A 15,635-nucleotide genomic window follows, 5' to 3' on the forward strand; every position below is an offset into this window, starting at 1 on the left:
TACGGCTCGACGCCTCCTATTGCATACAAAGCTGCATATTTGCTGAATTTATAATCACTTCAAATAGCCTGCGACAGATTTACGCAATGCCTGTTGGACCGCCGCCCCGGTTGGGGATCACTCCGGCCAGATCAGCGCCTGCAGCTCGTCGAAGTCGCGGACCTTGGCCGGCCAATCCGGAATGCAGATGTGGCGGAGCGGATCGCTCGCCTGGTGCAGTAGCATCAAGGCGAGCAGCCGTCGCTTCAGCTGCCAGTTGATGTCCTCCAGGGCAAATCCGTAACCATCGAACAAGGCACGCACGCGCCCGGGCTGACCCGCTGCCATGAAGGCGCTCGGCCCGAGCAGATCATATTCGCCAAGACCAGTCATGACGTCGCCGAAGTCGAACAGCCCGCTCAGCTGCCAGCTATCACCGCTGCGCGTGACGAGGAAATTCTCCGGAATGTATTCACCGGTCAGGATGACCGGCGGCGGATCCTTCGGCAGCAGTGCTGCGGCCTCGCGCAGGAGATCGTTCAGCCCGGCAAGCAGCGTCGGCGGCAAGCCGAGCCTCTGATGGCGTGCATGACATCCGGCCATCTGCATCCTCAAAAAATCCGACCAGCGCGGACCGAGCGCGAGCAGCTCGCCAGGCGGGACCCGCTGCACGGCGGCGATCAGACGACCGACCTGCCTGAGCAAGAGCTGCTTGTCCTGCTCCTGTAGTTGCCGCCAGACATCCGAAGCAGGCATGCCGCCGAGCCTGGTCATGATCAGATAGCACCAGCCGTCGCGCTCCCCCTCGTGGCGCAGGTCGGGGGTACGGACGTCGCCGACGCCACCGGCGAGCACGCGCAAGGCCGCCCGCTCGGACTGAAACTTGCCGCGATGAAACGGCGGGAAGACTTTCAGGATCAGTCCGTCGTTCAGCGCGAGAACCAGATTGGTGCCCGCCGCGAACGGCGCCAGCCGCGCGTCGTCGTAGCCATGGTCGCGCGCAATATCGCGTGCAGCCGGCAGCCAGCGCGTCGCGTCGGCACGGAGGCGCCGGAGCTGCGCGCTATCGGCGACCGGTGGCAAAGCCATTTTCAGCGATCCGGGCTCGCGCGCTCGAACTGGCGCAGCAGACGGTTGCCGCGGTCGACGGCCGCATCGATCGCCGCCTGCGCCGGCTTGCGGCCGCTGAAGGCCTGCTCCATCTCGTCCTCGATGGCATCACGGATCAGCACGAACGAGCCCAGCCGCAGGCCGCGCGAATTCTCCGTGGGAGGATTGAGCGTCACCTGCTCGATCGAGATCGCTGCTCCCGGATTGCGGTCGTAGAAGCCCTGCGCGCGCGTCAGATCGAATGCCGCCTGCGTAATCGGCAGATAGCCCGTATTCTGGTGCCAGGCGGCCTGAACATCGGGCCGCGACAGATAGGCGAAGAACTTGGCAACGCCCTTGTACTCGGCCGCGGGACGGTCACGCAGCACCCACAGCGTCGCGCCGCCGATGATCGAATTCTGTGGCGCGCCCGCAACGTCAGGCCAGTACGGCATCATGCCGTAGCCGACCTCGAACTTCGAATTCGCCTTGATATCGGCGCGCGTCGCCGAGGAGCCGATGAAGATGCCGCACTCGCCCTTCTGGAAACGCGGCTCGGCTGCCTGGCCGCGGCCGCCATAGTCGAAGACCTTGCCCTTCTGCCATTCCGCGAGCTGGGCGATGTGCCGCGTGACCTGCGGATTGTTGAACGTCAGCACGGCGTCCAGTCCGGCAAAGCCGTTGGCGCGGGTGGCGATCGGCAGATTGTGGAAGGCCGAGAAATTCTCCACGTTGATCCAGGCCGGCCACGACGTCGTGAAGCCGCAGGCGACGCCGTTGTCGCGCAGCCGCCGGGCAGCCTTGCCGAGCTCGGGCCAGGTCTTCGGCGCCGCGCCCGGATCCAGCCCGGCCGCGCGAAACTGATCCTTGTTGTAGTAGAGGATCGGCGTGGAGGCGTTGAACGGAAACGACAGCATGTTGCCGTCGGCGTCGGCATAGGTGCCGGCGATCGCGGGCAGATAGGCCGACGGCGAAAAGCTCTCCTGCTCGTCGCGCATCAACTCGTAGACGGGGTAGATCGCGCCCTTCGCCGCCGTCATCGTCGCGGTCGCGATCTCGTTGACCTGCACGATGGCCGGCTGGCTGCGCGAGCGGAACGCGAAGATGGCCGCCGTCACGGTCTCGGTATAGCTGCCCTTGTAGCTCGGCACGATGCGATAGTCGGACTGCGACGCATTGAAGTCGGCGGCCAGTCTGTCGACCTGCCTGCCGAGCTCACCCGACATCGCATGCCACCACATGATCTCGGTCGCGGCCTGGGCCGTGCTTGCGCAAACAACCGTCCAGAGCAGGATTGCAGACGAAACAGAACGCAAGAGGACCGTCAACGGGAGCCAACTCCAATTCGATGAATGAATCTGCCCGGGCTGAGATCGCAATCGGACCGAAAATGGGGTCCAACAACCCAAGGCTGCAATAGCCTATCAACAAACCATTGACGCGTATCGCTTTGACGTCAGAATGGCCTTATAGCACCTGTTCGGGAGTGCATTGAACCTTTTCATGTCCGGGCCGACCTCATCATCAGGGGGAAGAGTGTTGCCTGTGTACCGCGCCCATCTTTCGTCGATCTCGAGAGTGGACGTCACGCCGGTGCTGATGCGCGCTGAGGCGGGCGCGCGGTACCGCTCGTCCCTTTCATGCTCGGCGTCGCGACTGGCTGCGCCGCAGCATACAAGCGCGGCAGAGCGCGGCAGAGCGGACGCAGGCAGGCTCCGCACGACCGGCCCGAGGTAGCGATCGTGGCGCGATCCGAGCAGCGGAAATCCGTCGCGCGGCCGCTCAGTCTGGCGGTCCTGGGGCGGGCACGGATCGTTCGCGCGCTGCGGGCGGTTCCGATTCGCTGGCGCATCCTCTCGATCGCCGCGCTCAACTCAGCTGTCGTGATCGTGCTGGCGGCGCTGATCTGGAACGGCGCGACGGTGCTGGGCACGGCCTGGGACGACGTTCGCCAGGTCCGGGAATCCGACAAGGTGCTGGCCCTGCTCGAAAGCGAGACGAGCCGGCTGCAGAACCTCATTCATCGCTACATCAATCAGCCGAGCCCGGAGCTGTTCGCCGAGATCCTGCTGCTGCGCGAGGCCGTGCTCGGGACGCTCACGACGCGCGCCTCGACCGACCCGATGCTGTCGGGGTCGGTCGAGGAGCTGGAGCGCGTCACCGTGCGTTTCCTGGACGGCTTCGGCGAGCTGCGCAGTCTGCAGGCGACGATCTCCAAGACCTATGAGGAAGAGGTTCTCGGCCCCGCCCGCGACATCGCCGGGCTCTATTCGGTGATCGAAGGCGCGACCGGCCATCGCGACGCGCAGATCTGGCCTTCGCTCGGCAAGTCGCGCGAGGCCTTCACCGCCATGCTGGTCGCGGCCAATTCCTATTATCTGTCGCTCGCGCCCGCCTCCGCCGACGACGCGCGCCGCAACACGGAGACGATCGAGAAGACCATTCCGGTGATGTCGAGTCTTGCGGACAATGATCTGCAGCGGCTGGCGCTGCAGCGACTGTCGGCCCGGACCGCGGCGCTGCGTGCAGGATTTTCCAAGCTCACCGATCAGCTCACCAACCGCACCGAACTGCTGCGCAATACCATCGATGCGAGCCAGGCCGAAACCATCGGCGCCATCGACGGCCTGTCGGTCAAGATGCGCCAGCACGAGCAGAAGGCGCAGGCGACCTTCGACCGGACGTTGAAGGACATCTCCCGTCGCGTCCTCTCGATCGCCGTGATCTTCCTGGGAGTCATCCTGTCCGCCGGGGTGCTGATCGCCTTGTCGATCCGGCTGCCGTTGCAGCAGATCATGGCCTCGATGCGCGCGATCATGCTGGGCGACTACGACCGCGAGGTCCAGGGCACCGAGGCGCGTGACGAGGTCGGCGCGATGGCCCGCGCCGTCGAGACCTTCCGCGAGAACGCAATCGCCAAGCGCAAGACCGAGGACGAGCTCCGCGCCGCGAAGGAAAAGGCCGAGAGCGCGCTGCTCGAACTCAACGCCGCGCAGCGCAACCTGATCGATGCCGAGCGGCTGGCGGCGCTGGGCGGGCTCGTCGCCGGCGTCGCACATGAGGTGAATAATCCGATCGGCATCAGCCTGACGGTGGCCTCCAGCTTCGCGCGCCGGGTCGAGATGTTCGAGGCCGCACTGCGGTCGCCCGAAGGCGGCCTGCGCCGGTCGCAGCTGGAGGAGTTCGTGCGCTCCTCGCGCGATGCATCCGAGCAGCTGGTCGCCAATCTGCAGCGCGCCGGCGAGCTGATCCAATCGTTCAAGCAGGTCGCGGTCGACCGCTCCCATGCGGAGCGACGGACCTTCGTCCTGAGCGAGGCGACCGATCAGATCATCACCAGCCTCAAGCCGGTGCTCAAGCGCGCGCCGATCACGCTTGCGGTCGACGTCCCCGAGGGACTTTTCATCGATGGCTATCCCGGGTTCTACGGTCAGATCCTCACCAACCTGTTCCTCAACGCCGTCAATCATGCCTTTGTCGACGGGCGCGCGGGCACCATCTCGATTACGGCGCGGCCGCGCGGCGCGGATGACATCGAGATCATTTTCGCCGATAACGGGGCCGGCATGCCCCCCGACGTCCAGCGTCAGGCCTTCGATCCGTTCTTCACGACACGCCGCAACGAAGGGGGAACGGGGCTCGGGCTGCATATCGTCTACAATCTGGTGACGCAGCAGCTCGGCGGCCGCATGATGCTGGAATCCCGCGAGGGACAAGGCACCACCTTTCGGATTATCATGCCGCGGGTCGCCAAGGGCGGCGCCGAGACAGCAATGGGCGACGGAACGACGCAATGGCCGAACAGGACGATGTCCTCCAACTGATCGAGGATGCCGGTTTCGACGAGGATGACGGTTCGGCTCGGAAATGGAAGATCGCCGTCATCGACGACGACCATGCCGTGCACGAGGGCACCCGCTTTGCGCTGTCGGATTACAGCCTGAACGGCCAGGGGCTCGAAATCCTGTCCGCCTATTCGGCGGCCGAAGGCCGCGCGCTGATGCGGGAGCACACCGACATCGCGGCCGTGCTGCTCGACGTCATCATGGAGACCGACGTCGCCGGGCTCGAGCTCGTCGAATACATCCGCAACGAGATCAAGAACGAGACCGTCCGCATCATCCTCCGCACCGGACAGCCGGGTCAGGCGCCGGAGCGGCGCGTCATCGTCCAGTACGACATCAACGACTACAAGGCCAAGACCGAGCTCACCGCCGACAAGCTGTTCACCTCGCTGACGGCGGCGCTGCGCAGCTACCAGCAGCTCGAGCGCATGGTACAGACCCGCCGCGGCCTCGAGATCATCATCGACGCCGCCTCGACGCTGTACGACTTCAAGTCGATGCAGCGGCTGGCCGAGGGCGTGCTGACCCAGATCGCTTCGCTGCTGAACGTGGATTGCGCAGGCATCCTGGTGCTGCGCGACGACGGCAGCCAGACCGACGATTTTTCGGTGCTGGCCGGCTCCGGCTGCTACAGCCGCTTCTCCGGCGCCGTCACCTCGCGCTCGCTCGATCCGGATCTGCGCGACATGGTGGAGGCCGCCTTCAGGCAGCGCAGCAACGAATTTGCCGACCATCGCACCGTGCTCTATGTCCGCACTGGCTCGGGGCGCGAGGTCGTGGTGCTGCTGCAGGCGGAGCGGCCGCTGTCCGAGACCGATCGCTCGCTGGTCGAGATCTTCTCCAGCCGGCTGTCGATCGCCTTCGACAACGTGATCCTCTATCAGCAGCTGCATGAGGCCAACACCCAGCTTGAGGACCGCGTCGCCCAGCGCACCCGCGCGCTGATGCAGGCCAACCGGCGGCTGTCGGCGCAATGGCTGCGGCTGCAGCGCGCCAACGGCTTCAAGAACGAGATTTTGGGCACCGTCGCCCACGACCTGAAGAATCCGCTCGGCGTCATCCTCGGCCGCACGGAAATGCTGACCGAGCTGATCGCGACCGGCGCCTCCGCCGACGGCATCACCAGCCAGGTCGGACATATCCGCGATGCCGCCAAGCGGCTGACCTCGATGGTCGACCATCTGATCTCGGATGCGATGGCCGACGCCTTCGACATCACCATCCGCCGTGAGCCGGTCGACATCGCAGCCCTGGTCCACGAGGTGGTCGAGGCCAACCAGCCGCTCGCGCTCAACAAGCAGCAGGTCATTGCCGTGTCGGCGCCGCCGCATCTGTCGACCATGTGCGACATCGACCGGATCCGCGAGGCGATCGACAACCTCCTGAGCAACGCGATCAAGTACAGCCCGATCGGCGGCAGGATCACCGTGAATGCCGCCGATGACGGCGACAACACCATCATCGGCGTCACCGACCAGGGAGCCGGGCTGTCGCCGGAGGATCTCGGCCGCCTGTTCGGCCGGTTCCAGCGGCTGTCGGCCAAGCCGACCGCCGGCGAGAGCTCGACCGGGCTCGGCCTGTCGATTGTCAAACGCATCGTCGACATGCATGGTGGCGAGGTGACGGCCAGGAGCGATGGGCCGGGATCCGGATCGACCTTCACGATCACACTGCCGGCGGCCGAATTGTCATGAGTCAGAGCCAGCACATCATCATCGTCGACGACGAGGCCCCTGCCCGCGAAATGGTGGGTGATTACCTCAAGATGCACGGCTTCGCGGTGACGCTGTGCGACGGCGGCAAGAGCCTGCGCAGCGCCATCGAGACCGGCCCGGCAGATCTCGTCGTGCTCGACCTCAACATGCCCGAAGAGGACGGCCTTTCGATCATCCGCGATCTCAAGGGCCGCACCAATATCCCGGTGATCATGCTGACCGCCACCGCCAGCCCGATCGACCGGGTGGTGGGGCTCGAGCTCGGGGCCGACGATTACGTCGCCAAACCGTGCGAATTGCGCGAATTGATGGCCCGGATCCGCTCCGTGCTGCGCCGCAGTGGGCCGGCCAAGACTGCGGCGGCCACTACGGACTCCGCTCCCGCCCAGGCGAAGGACCCGCAATTGGTGCGGTTCGGTACCAAATGGCTCGATCTCGATGCCCAGGCGCTGCGGGATGACGAGGGCAACGAGCACCCGCTGACGGCGTCCGAATTCGGCCTGCTCAAAGTGTTCGCTGCCAACCCGAAGCGGGTGCTGTCGCGCGAACGGCTGCTCGAGCTGGCGAATGCCCGCGATGCCGAGGCATTCGACCGCGCCGTGGACCTGAGAATCATGCGAATCCGCCGCAAGATCGAGCCGGATCCGACCAAGCCGGCGGTGATCCGTACCATCCGCGGTGGCGGCTACCTGTTCTCGCCGGCGGGCGAGAAGGCCTGAGGACGGCCGGTCGGCGGCGGCGGAAGCGGCCTCTGCATCCACATCCAGTTCCGTATCTTGGAATAGGGCACAATTCCGCCACGAGTGTTTCGCGATGTGCGCCGCGACGAAACATTTCCGCAGGCGCACGAAACCATTTTCCTGTTTTCGTGCAGACGTCCCGAAACGGGCGCTCCTTAACAATCCCTCCCGTCGAAACGCCGCAAGGGGGCGGCGGAACGGGAGAGTGCCATGCAGAACGTCGTTGCCATCAATTCCGCAGCCAGCCAGGGCATCATCGCAGCCCAGGCGACCACGGACGGCATGCTCCTGGAGAGCATTGCCGATGGCGATCGCACCGCGATGCACACGCTTTATGCGCGCCACAATGTGCGGGTCTATCGCTTCATCCTGCGCATCGTCCGCGACACCACGATCGCCGAGGACCTCGTCAGCCAGGTGTTCCTGGACGTCTGGCGCACCGCCAGGCAGTTCGAGGGCCGCTCGCAGGTCTCGACCTGGCTGCTGTCGATCGCCCGCTTCAAAGCGTTGACCGCGCTGCGCCAGCGCCGCTTCGAGGACATCGACCAGGACGAGGTGCGCGAGATCGCCGACGACTCCGACACGCCGGAGACCTCGCTCGAGCGCTCCACCACCAGCGCCATCCTGCGCGCCTGCGTCGCCAAGCTGTCGCCGGCCCATCGCGAGATCATCACCCTGATCTACTACCACGAGAAGTCGGTGGAGGAGGTCGGGCAGATCATCGGCATTCCGCAGAGCACGGTGAAGACGCGCATGTTCTATGCCCGCAAGCACCTCGCCGAACTCCTGCGCTGTGCCGGCGTCCACAGCCTCGCCGCCTGACCAAGGTTCATTCTCGTCGGGGCTGATGTCCCGACGGGTTCCAAAGACGACGCACGAAAATCACCGAACGAAACAATTGAAACAATCGGCGAAATCACCTGGAAAATTTCGGCCGCTAGAACGTTATCCATCGACCGAGCCTCAGTCCCCCAGCTGATCTCGGTTTCGAGCGAGCAAATTCAAGGATAACCTCCACCTCCCAAGGTTGCTCCGAAGACCCGGCGGATGCCCCCGCCGGGTCTTCGTCGTTTATGGACCTGCAGCGCCGCCTTGGTCGATTTGACCATTTGATATCGCGCGTTGCCGGTGCAATCTTCCGTCATGGGGCGATGCGACAAGCCCCGTGGCAATGACGGACGGTGCTGATGTTCGGTTTGGATGCGGTTGAGCTGGCGCGCGCGCAGTTCGCCTTCACGGTCACCTTCCACATCATCTTCCCCGCCTTCTCGATCGGGCTCGCGTCCTACCTCGCCGTGCTCGAGGCGCTGTGGCTGTGGACCGGGCGCGACGTCTATCTCAACGTCTTCAATTACTGGCTCAAGATCTTCGCCATTACCTTCGCCATGGGCGTCGTCTCCGGCATCGTGATGTCCTACCAGTTCGGCACCAACTGGTCGGTGTATTCCGACAAGGTCGGACCGGTGATCGGCCCGCTGATGGCCTATGAGGTGCTGACCGCGTTCTTTCTCGAGGCCGGCTTTCTCGGCGTCATGCTGTTCGGCCTCAGGCGGGTCGGCCCGAAGCTGCATTTCCTGGCCACTCTGATGGTCGCGGTCGGCACCCTGATTTCGGCGTTCTGGATCCTCTCCGCCAATTCCTGGATGCAGACGCCCGCCGGCTACGCCGTCAACGCCGACGGCCAGTTCGTCTCGGTCGACTGGCTCAAGGTGATCTTCAATCCGTCCTTCCCCTATCGCCTCGTGCACATGGTGCTGGCGGCGTATCTGACGACCTCGCTCGTGGTCGGCGCCGTCGGCGCCTGGCATCTGCTGCGCAATCCGCACCTGCCGGGCCCGCGCGTGATGTTCTCGATGGCGATGTGGATGGCGGCGCTAGTGGCGCCGCTGCAGATCCTGGTCGGTGACCAGCACGGCCTCAACACGCTCGAGCACCAGCCGGTGAAGATCATGGCCATGGAAGGCCATTTCGAGAGCCACAAGGACGGCGCGCCGCTGTATCTGTTCGGCTGGCCGGACCAGGCCAAGGGCGAGCTGACATGGGCGCTCGGGATCCCTAAGTTCGGCTCGCTGATCCTCAAGCACCAGATCGACGCACCGATGGCCGGCCTCGACACCGTGCCGCGGCAGGACTGGCCGCCGGTGGCGATCACCTTCTGGTCGTTCCGCATCATGGTCGGCCTGGGGCTGTTGATGCTGGCGCTCGGCCTGTTCAGCCTGTGGGAGCGCTGGCGCGACCGGCTGTACATCAATCGCGGCCTGCACCGCTTCGCGATTGCGATGGGACCAGCGGGATTCATTGCCGTCATGGCCGGCTGGATCACCACCGAGACCGGCCGGCAGCCGTTCACCGTGTACGGGCTGCTGCGCACCACCGATTCCGTTTCCCCGCTCGCGGCCCCGGCCGTGGGTGCCTCGCTGCTCGCCTTCATCATCGTGTATTTCATCATCTTCGCCGCCGGCGTGCTGTACATCCTGCGCCTGATGGCCGAGCCGCCGCATCCCGGTGAGCCGGGCCCGAGCAGCGAGCAGCCGGTCCGCACGGCCGGCATCACGCCGGCCGCGGGCGTCGTGCAGGGAGCCGTCGGATCATGAGTGTTGCCGTCGATCTCGCGACCCTCTGGGCCTTCATCATCGCGCTCGCCGTCTTCATCTACGTCGTGATGGACGGTTTCGATCTCGGGCTCGGCATCCTGTTTCCGCTGTTCCCGGGCAAGCAGGACCGCGACGTCATCACCAACACGGTGGCGCCGGTGTGGGACGGCAACGAGACCTGGCTGGTGCTCGGCGGCGGCGGCCTGATGGCCGCCTTCCCGCTCGCTTATGCGATCCTGATGCCCGCGCTGTATGCGCCGCTGATCGCGATGCTGGTTGGGCTGATCTTCCGCGGCGTCGCCTTCGAATTCCGCTGGCGCACCCGCGCGCAGCGCAATCTGTGGGACCTCGCCTTCGCCGGCGGCTCCTGGGTCGCGGCGCTGGCGCAGGGCATCGCGCTCGGCGCCATTCTGCAGGGCGTGCATGTCGAGGGCCGGCACTATGCCGGCGGCTGGTGGGACTGGCTGACGCCGTTCAGCATCCTCACCGGCGTCTCGCTCGTGGTCGGCTACGCACTGCTCGGCGCGACCTGGCTGATCCTGAAGACAGAGGGCGACCTGCGCGACAAGGCGTATCGCATCAGCTGGTATCTCCTGTTCGCCATGCTGCTCGCGATTGCCACGGTCAGCCTGGCGACGCCGCTGCTCACCATTCAATATGCGCAGCGCTGGTTCACCTGGCCGGCCGTGGTCCTGACCGCGCCGGTGCCGCTCGCCGTCATCGGCGTCACCGTGCTGTTGATGAAGCACCTCGCCCAGAAGACCGACGGCTGGCCGTTCTTTCTCGCGCTGGCGCTGTTCCTGCTGTCCTATGCCGGCCTCGGCATCAGCATGTACCCCTACATCGTGCCGCAGAGCATCACGATCTGGCAGGCGGCGGCGCCGGAGCGCAGCCAACTGATCATGCTGCCGGGCGTGCTCGTGCTGGTGCCGCTGATTCTCGGCTACACCGGTTGGGCCTATTGGGTGTTTCGCGGCAAGGTCGGGCACGACAGCGGCTATCATTGATGCCGTCCGAGCAGCCTGCCCCGCTCGCGAAGCGCCTCGCCTGGTTCGTCGTGCTGTGGCTCGCCGGCGTGGCGGCCGTCGGCACCGTCGCCTTCCTGCTGCGGCTCTGGATGAAGCTTGGATGACGGCGGGCGCCCCGCGCTCACCTTGACTTTGCTGCGAATATGCCCCTGAAATTTGGCGGGTGATTTTAATCGGGCGAGCTTCGCAGGGGTCCGTTGAGGAGAGCTTTGAATGCCGAGTTTCCGTCGCCTGCTGTGTACCACCAGCGCCATCATCGCGCTGGCGCTGTCTACGTCGCACAGTTTCGCCCAATCCGAGGATCCCGGTGATCAGCCCGGCCTCGTCGCCGATGACGGCTACGAGCTCGATCCCGAATGGCGCAAGCAGGTGGTGTATTTCCGCACCACCGAGCCGCCAGGCACGATCATCGTGTCCACCGCCGAACGCCACCTCTATCTGGTGCAGCCGGGCGGCCGCGCCATCCGCTACGGCATCGGCGTCGGCCGTGACGGCTTCCAGTGGCAGGGGCTGCTGTCGATCACCAAGAAGGCCGAGTGGCCGGATTGGACGCCGCCGCCGGAGATGATCCAGCGCCAGCCCTATCTGCCGCGCTTCATGGCCGGCGGCCCCGGCAATCCCTTGGGCGCGCGTGCGATGTATCTGGGCACCACCGTGTACCGCATCCACGGCACCAATCAGCCCTGGACCATCGGCAGCAAGATTTCCTCCGGCTGCTTCCGGCTGGTGAATGCCGATGTCGCCGATCTCTATGACCGCGTGCCGGTCGGCACCAAGATCGTGGTGCGGCAGAAGCCGGAACTGTGACGGCGGCGCCCGCCGCCGGACATTCAGCCATCGCTTCATCCTGACATTTTTTCGAAAGAGATTGACCATGCGCACTTTCCGAGGCGGCCTGCTGATCGGGCTCGCCGTCGCCGTCCTCGTCGCGGCGCTCGCCGTCACCTATGAGATGTACGACACCCGCACCTTGAAGCGGACCATCCGCCGCGGCGAGGTGCTGTGCGGCGTCAACGCCGGGCTGCCCGGCTTCTCGATTCCCGACGACAAGGGCAATTGGAGCGGCTTCGATGTCGACTTCTGCCGCGCCGTGGCGGCTGCGATCTTCGACGATCCGAAGAAGGCGAAGTTCGTGCCGCTCGACGCCAGTGAGCGCTTCAAGGAGCTGCAGAGCCGCAAGGTCGACATCCTCTCGCGCAACACCACCTGGTCGATGGCACGCGAGCAGAATTACGATCTGTATTTCCCGGCGGTCGCCTATTACGACGGCCAGGGCTTCATGGTGCCGCGCGCGCGCAAGCTGGAGACCGCGCTGGACCTTAACGGCAGCAAGGTCTGCGTGCAGGATTCCACCACCAACGCGCTCAACGTCGGGGACTATTTCCGCACCAACAACATGAAGTACGACGAGGTGAAGTTTCCCAAGCTCGACGACGTCATCAAGGCGTATGACAGCGGCAAGTGCGACACCTTCACCGCCGACGTCTCGCAGCTCTACGCGCTGCGCCTGACGCTGTCGAAGCCCGGCGATCACGACATCCTGCCCGACCTGATCTCCAAGGAGCCGCTCGCGCCCGTGGTGCGCCAGCGCGACGACGACTGGATGATGATCGTGAAGTGGACGCTGTACGCGATGATCAATGCCGAGGAGCTCGGCATCACCTCCAAGAACATCGACGAAGCGCTGAAGTCGAAGAAGCCGGACGTGATGCGTCTGGTCGGCAACGAGGGCAGCTATGGCCAGGACCTCGGCCTGACCAAGGACTGGGCCGCGCGCGTGATCCGTCACGTCGGCAATTACGGCGAGGTCTATGAGCGCAACGTCGGCAGCGAGTCGAAGCTGAAGATTCCGCGCGGCATGAACCAGCTCTGGAACGCCGGCGGCGTCCAGTACGCGCCGCCGATCCGGTAAGGATCTCTGCACACTTCCACCGTCATCGCGAGGAGCAACGCGACGAAGCGATCCAGGGCTGTTGTAAAGACTCTGGATTGCTTCGCTTCGCTCGCAATGACGGAGCATGGCCTGACCTTCTCGCGACGCCTCACGCGTCCGAGCTTTGCAAATTCGTCCGCCCTCTGGAAATCGAGGGCGCAGGGAAGGCCGGGCCTCGGCTGAGGCCCGTGGCCCGCCTGCGAAAAAAATGCAGGCGGCAGGAACCACAGGTACAGCCGGAACGACCCGGCCCTCCCTGCGCGATGGCTTTAACGGTTATGGCGCGCTCTCCCCGGTGTCCGGCTTGTTAGCCACCGTCGCCGGCAGGATCATCATCACCCGCCGACTTGGCGCCAGCATCGGGGCGCCAGGACCACACGTCTTCCCGTCCGCATCGCAATCGTTCGTCGGCGCGATCAGCTCACGCTGCGATCCGATGCGGCCATCGCATCATCAGCCCGACACTCGTGACGACCGCGAAGCGTCCCTCTTGTGGGCCAAGACGGCAGCGACTGTGCCGGTGATTTGCCCGACGACACAACGCCCGTCGGGTTGCGACAAAATGGCACGACGGGCAATGCGGATGCTCCCGCAAAGCAATTAGTCCCGCGGATTCATGGCTCTCGCGCGATCTGCCCTGGAGGTTCGGGCAGCCGCTCACGAGCTCGTGAACTCATTCTCAAATCCAGCCAATCGCAACGATCGTAACGAGCCTGACCAATCCGGTCGGGTGATGCGCCCCTGCACAACAGGGAGAACAAGAGGTACCGAAATCCTTTTGCGCATCAGCCAACTCATCAGTTCAGTTCACAGGGAAAAACTCGAATGACGCTGGGATTCCGTTCGTTCATGGCCGGCGCGCTGATGCTGGGCGCGCTCTCCATGTCAGCAACCGCGGCACGTGCCGCCGATATCGTCGACACCGCCGTCGGCGCGGGCCAGTTCAAGACGCTGGTCGCCGCCGCCAAGGCCGCAGGTGTCGTGCCGGTGCTGAAGAGCAAGGGTCCCTTCACCGTATTCGCACCGACCGACGCGGCGTTCGCCGCGCTGCCGCCCGGCACGGTCGAGGATCTCCTGAAGCCGAAGAACAAGGGCAAGCTCGCCGCGATCCTGAAGTATCACGTGATCCCCGGCGCGGTGAAGGCGGGCGACGTCGCCGGCAAGAAGCTGAGCGTAAAGACCGCGCAAGGCCAGCCGGTGGCCGTCGACGGCACCTTCTTCGGCGTGCAGGTCAACGACGCGCATGTGGTGCAGGCCGACGTCATGGCCTCGAACGGCGTCATCCACGTCATCGACAAGGTGCTGCTGCCACCGGCCAAGACCGCGATGCATCATTGATCGAATGAGAGCGCGCCATCGGTGATGGCGCGCTCTTTTTTGCGAACTCTGCTGTTGCCGTCGATAGTCACTGTCGTACGCCGCGAAGGCGGGGTACCCGGTACCCTGTGGCTTGTCGGTCAATCACACCTCTCTCGGCGTACTGGATCGTCCACCTTCGCGGACGATGACAGCTGAGCGTGTGGAGTCGGCGGGGTGCCGACAAGCGGCCTTGCTTAGTACCCCCTGAGCTGAGCCAGCTGCGCTGCGTGATAGTTCGCATCGCCCAGCATCTCCTCGCAGACCCGGGCGCGCTTCATGAAGAAGCCGATGTCGAACTGGTCGGTCATGCCCATGCCGCCATGCATCTGCACGCCTTCCTGCACCGCGCGCGTCGCGGTGGCGCCGGCGCGGGCCTTGGCGACCGCAACTGCGGCTGTTGCGCCAGCCGGATCGGCATCAAGCGCCTGCAGCGCTTTGAGCACCGCGGCGCGGGTGATCTCGATCTCGATGTAGAGCTGCGCGGCACGGTGCTGCAGCGCCTGGAATTCGCCGATCGCCTTGCCGAACTGCTTGCGCTCCTTGAGATACGCGACGGTGCGTCCGAACACCTCCTCGCTGAGACCCACCATCTCGGAGGCGACCGCGCCGCGGCCGAGATCGAGCACGGCGCTGAGCGTGGCAGCGCCACCATCGACCTCGCCGAGCAAGTGATCCGCGGTGACCTCGACGTTGTCGAGCGTGACCCGCGCGGCGTTGTGCGCGTCGACCATGATGGTGCGTTCGATCGCCACGCCCTTGGCCTTGGGATCGACCAGGAACAGCGTGAGACCATCGCGATCGCCAGGCGAGCCCGCACTGCGCGCGACGACGAGCAGGAGATCAGCGACGTGGCCGTCGACCACCATCGCCTTGGCGCCGTTCAGCTTGAAGCCGTTGCCGGAGCGCTCGGCCTGCAGGGCGGTGTGCAAAGGACGATGCTTGGAACCTTCGTCGAGCGCCAGCGCGGCGAGCAGCGCGCCGCTGGCGATCTTCGGCAGATACTCGGACTTCTGCGCCGCCGAGCCGGCGCGCGTGAGCGCCGAGGCTGACAGCACCGCAGTCGCCAGGAACGGCGACGGCATCAAGGTGCGGCCGATCTCCTCCATCACGACACCGGCCTCGACCGCACCGAGGGCGGAGCCGCCATGCTCCTCCGGCACCAGCAGGCCGGCGAAGCCCATCTCGGCGAAGGTGGCCCACAGCTCGCGCGAGAAGCCAGTCTCGTCGCGCGTGTCGCGCAGCTTGCGCAGGTGAGACACCGGCGCGTGATCTGAGATCAGGCCGCGCGCGCTGTCGCGCAGCATCGATTGTTCTTCGGTGAGGAGGAGAGGCATGGCACGAATCCCTTGAAAA

Annotated in this window: 13 protein-coding genes; 10 read left to right on the top strand and 3 right to left on the bottom strand. The window is 65.2% G+C overall.

What is annotated here, in order from left to right:
* Positions 1-117: 117 nt before the first annotated feature.
* Both QX124_RS17520 and ugpB read right to left on the bottom strand, forming a co-directional pair.
* Positions 118-1,068, bottom strand: coding sequence for an aminoglycoside 3'-phosphotransferase/choline kinase family protein (locus tag QX124_RS17520; RefSeq protein WP_315797812.1), 951 nt, complete (start codon positions 1,066-1,068; stop codon positions 118-120).
* 2 nt (positions 1,069-1,070) lie between these two features.
* Entirely contained in the window at positions 1,071-2,396 is a 1,326-nt protein-coding gene (gene ugpB, locus QX124_RS17525) for a sn-glycerol-3-phosphate ABC transporter substrate-binding protein UgpB (protein ID WP_315786390.1), read from the bottom strand.
* Positions 2,397-2,906: 510 nt separating this feature from the next.
* Here ugpB and QX124_RS17530 point away from each other — a divergent pair.
* The 10 genes from QX124_RS17530 to QX124_RS17575 all read left to right on the top strand — a co-directional run bounded on the left by QX124_RS17530 (position 2,907) and on the right by QX124_RS17575 (position 14,261).
* The gene (locus QX124_RS17530) at positions 2,907-4,892 is read left to right on the top strand and encodes an ATP-binding protein (protein ID WP_409997710.1); all 1,986 of its coding nucleotides are present in this window, start codon (positions 2,907-2,909) and stop codon (positions 4,890-4,892) included.
* Positions 4,862-6,607: a DUF3369 domain-containing protein gene (locus QX124_RS17535; protein WP_315740551.1), complete on the top strand. Its 1,746-nt coding sequence runs from the start codon at positions 4,862-4,864 to the stop codon at positions 6,605-6,607. Before QX124_RS17530 ends, QX124_RS17535 begins: the two co-directional genes overlap by 31 nt.
* Positions 6,604-7,347, top strand: a complete 744-nt coding sequence (locus QX124_RS17540; RefSeq protein WP_315797813.1) for a response regulator — start codon at positions 6,604-6,606, stop codon at positions 7,345-7,347. The genes QX124_RS17535 and QX124_RS17540 overlap by 4 nt, the downstream gene beginning before the upstream one ends.
* 231 nt (positions 7,348-7,578) lie before the next feature.
* Positions 7,579-8,190, top strand: coding sequence for a sigma-70 family RNA polymerase sigma factor (locus tag QX124_RS17545; RefSeq protein ID WP_315740553.1), 612 nt, complete (start codon positions 7,579-7,581; stop codon positions 8,188-8,190).
* 365 nt (positions 8,191-8,555) lie between these two features.
* Entirely contained in the window at positions 8,556-9,962 is a 1,407-nt protein-coding gene (locus QX124_RS17550) for a cytochrome ubiquinol oxidase subunit I (RefSeq protein WP_315778247.1), read from the top strand.
* Complete coding sequence (gene cydB, locus QX124_RS17555; RefSeq protein ID WP_315778246.1) at positions 9,959-10,969, top strand: cytochrome d ubiquinol oxidase subunit II; 1,011 nt, start codon at positions 9,959-9,961, stop codon at positions 10,967-10,969. Before QX124_RS17550 ends, cydB begins: the two co-directional genes overlap by 4 nt.
* Positions 10,969-11,094 (top strand): DUF2474 family protein, encoded by a 126-nt coding sequence (locus QX124_RS17560; RefSeq protein WP_315757675.1) that lies wholly within the window; start codon positions 10,969-10,971, stop codon positions 11,092-11,094. Before cydB ends, QX124_RS17560 begins: the two co-directional genes overlap by 1 nt.
* Before the next feature lie 109 nt (positions 11,095-11,203).
* A complete protein-coding gene (locus tag QX124_RS17565) occupies positions 11,204-11,797 on the top strand; it encodes a L,D-transpeptidase (RefSeq protein ID WP_315740557.1) in 594 nt (197 codons plus the stop codon).
* A gap of 67 nt (positions 11,798-11,864) precedes the next feature.
* Positions 11,865-12,902 carry an amino acid ABC transporter substrate-binding protein gene (locus tag QX124_RS17570; protein ID WP_315797814.1) on the top strand — a complete coding sequence of 346 codons (1,038 nt, stop codon included), beginning with the start codon at positions 11,865-11,867 and terminating at the stop codon, positions 12,900-12,902.
* 903 nt (positions 12,903-13,805) lie between these two features.
* A complete protein-coding gene (locus QX124_RS17575; protein WP_315797835.1) occupies positions 13,806-14,261 on the top strand; it encodes a fasciclin domain-containing protein in 456 nt (151 codons plus the stop codon).
* Between the two features lie 215 nt (positions 14,262-14,476).
* Here QX124_RS17575 and QX124_RS17580 read toward each other — a convergent pair whose 3' ends face one another.
* Positions 14,477-15,616 carry an acyl-CoA dehydrogenase family protein gene (locus tag QX124_RS17580; RefSeq protein WP_315797815.1) on the bottom strand — a complete coding sequence of 380 codons (1,140 nt, stop codon included), beginning with the start codon at positions 15,614-15,616 and terminating at the stop codon, positions 14,477-14,479.
* Positions 15,617-15,635: the final 19 nt, after the last annotated feature.

The sequence above is a fragment of the Bradyrhizobium sp. SZCCHNRI3043 genome, assembly GCF_032377735.1.
GTDB lineage: Bacteria > Pseudomonadota > Alphaproteobacteria > Rhizobiales > Xanthobacteraceae > Bradyrhizobium.

What these genes read in the sequence shown, in the direction of transcription:
- QX124_RS17550 (WP_315778247.1), top strand. Translation starts at nt 8,556, where the DNA reads ATGTTCGGTTTGGATGCGGTTGAGCTGGCGCGCGCGCAGTTCGCCTTC.
- QX124_RS17565 (WP_315740557.1), top strand. Translation starts at nt 11,204, where the DNA reads ATGCCGAGTTTCCGTCGCCTGCTGTGTACCACCAGCGCCATCATCGCG.
- QX124_RS17520 (WP_315797812.1), bottom strand. Translation starts at nt 1,068, where the DNA reads ATGGCTTTGCCACCGGTCGCCGATAGCGCGCAGCTCCGGCGCCTCCGT.
- QX124_RS17545 (WP_315740553.1), top strand. Translation starts at nt 7,579, where the DNA reads ATGCAGAACGTCGTTGCCATCAATTCCGCAGCCAGCCAGGGCATCATC.
- QX124_RS17575 (WP_315797835.1), top strand. Translation starts at nt 13,806, where the DNA reads ATGTCAGCAACCGCGGCACGTGCCGCCGATATCGTCGACACCGCCGTC.
- QX124_RS17580 (WP_315797815.1), bottom strand. Translation starts at nt 15,616, where the DNA reads ATGCCTCTCCTCCTCACCGAAGAACAATCGATGCTGCGCGACAGCGCG.
- cydB (WP_315778246.1), top strand. Translation starts at nt 9,959, where the DNA reads ATGAGTGTTGCCGTCGATCTCGCGACCCTCTGGGCCTTCATCATCGCG.
- QX124_RS17560 (WP_315757675.1), top strand. Translation starts at nt 10,969, where the DNA reads ATGCCGTCCGAGCAGCCTGCCCCGCTCGCGAAGCGCCTCGCCTGGTTC.
- QX124_RS17540 (WP_315797813.1), top strand. Translation starts at nt 6,604, where the DNA reads ATGAGTCAGAGCCAGCACATCATCATCGTCGACGACGAGGCCCCTGCC.
- QX124_RS17535 (WP_315740551.1), top strand. Translation starts at nt 4,862, where the DNA reads ATGGCCGAACAGGACGATGTCCTCCAACTGATCGAGGATGCCGGTTTC.
- QX124_RS17570 (WP_315797814.1), top strand. Translation starts at nt 11,865, where the DNA reads ATGCGCACTTTCCGAGGCGGCCTGCTGATCGGGCTCGCCGTCGCCGTC.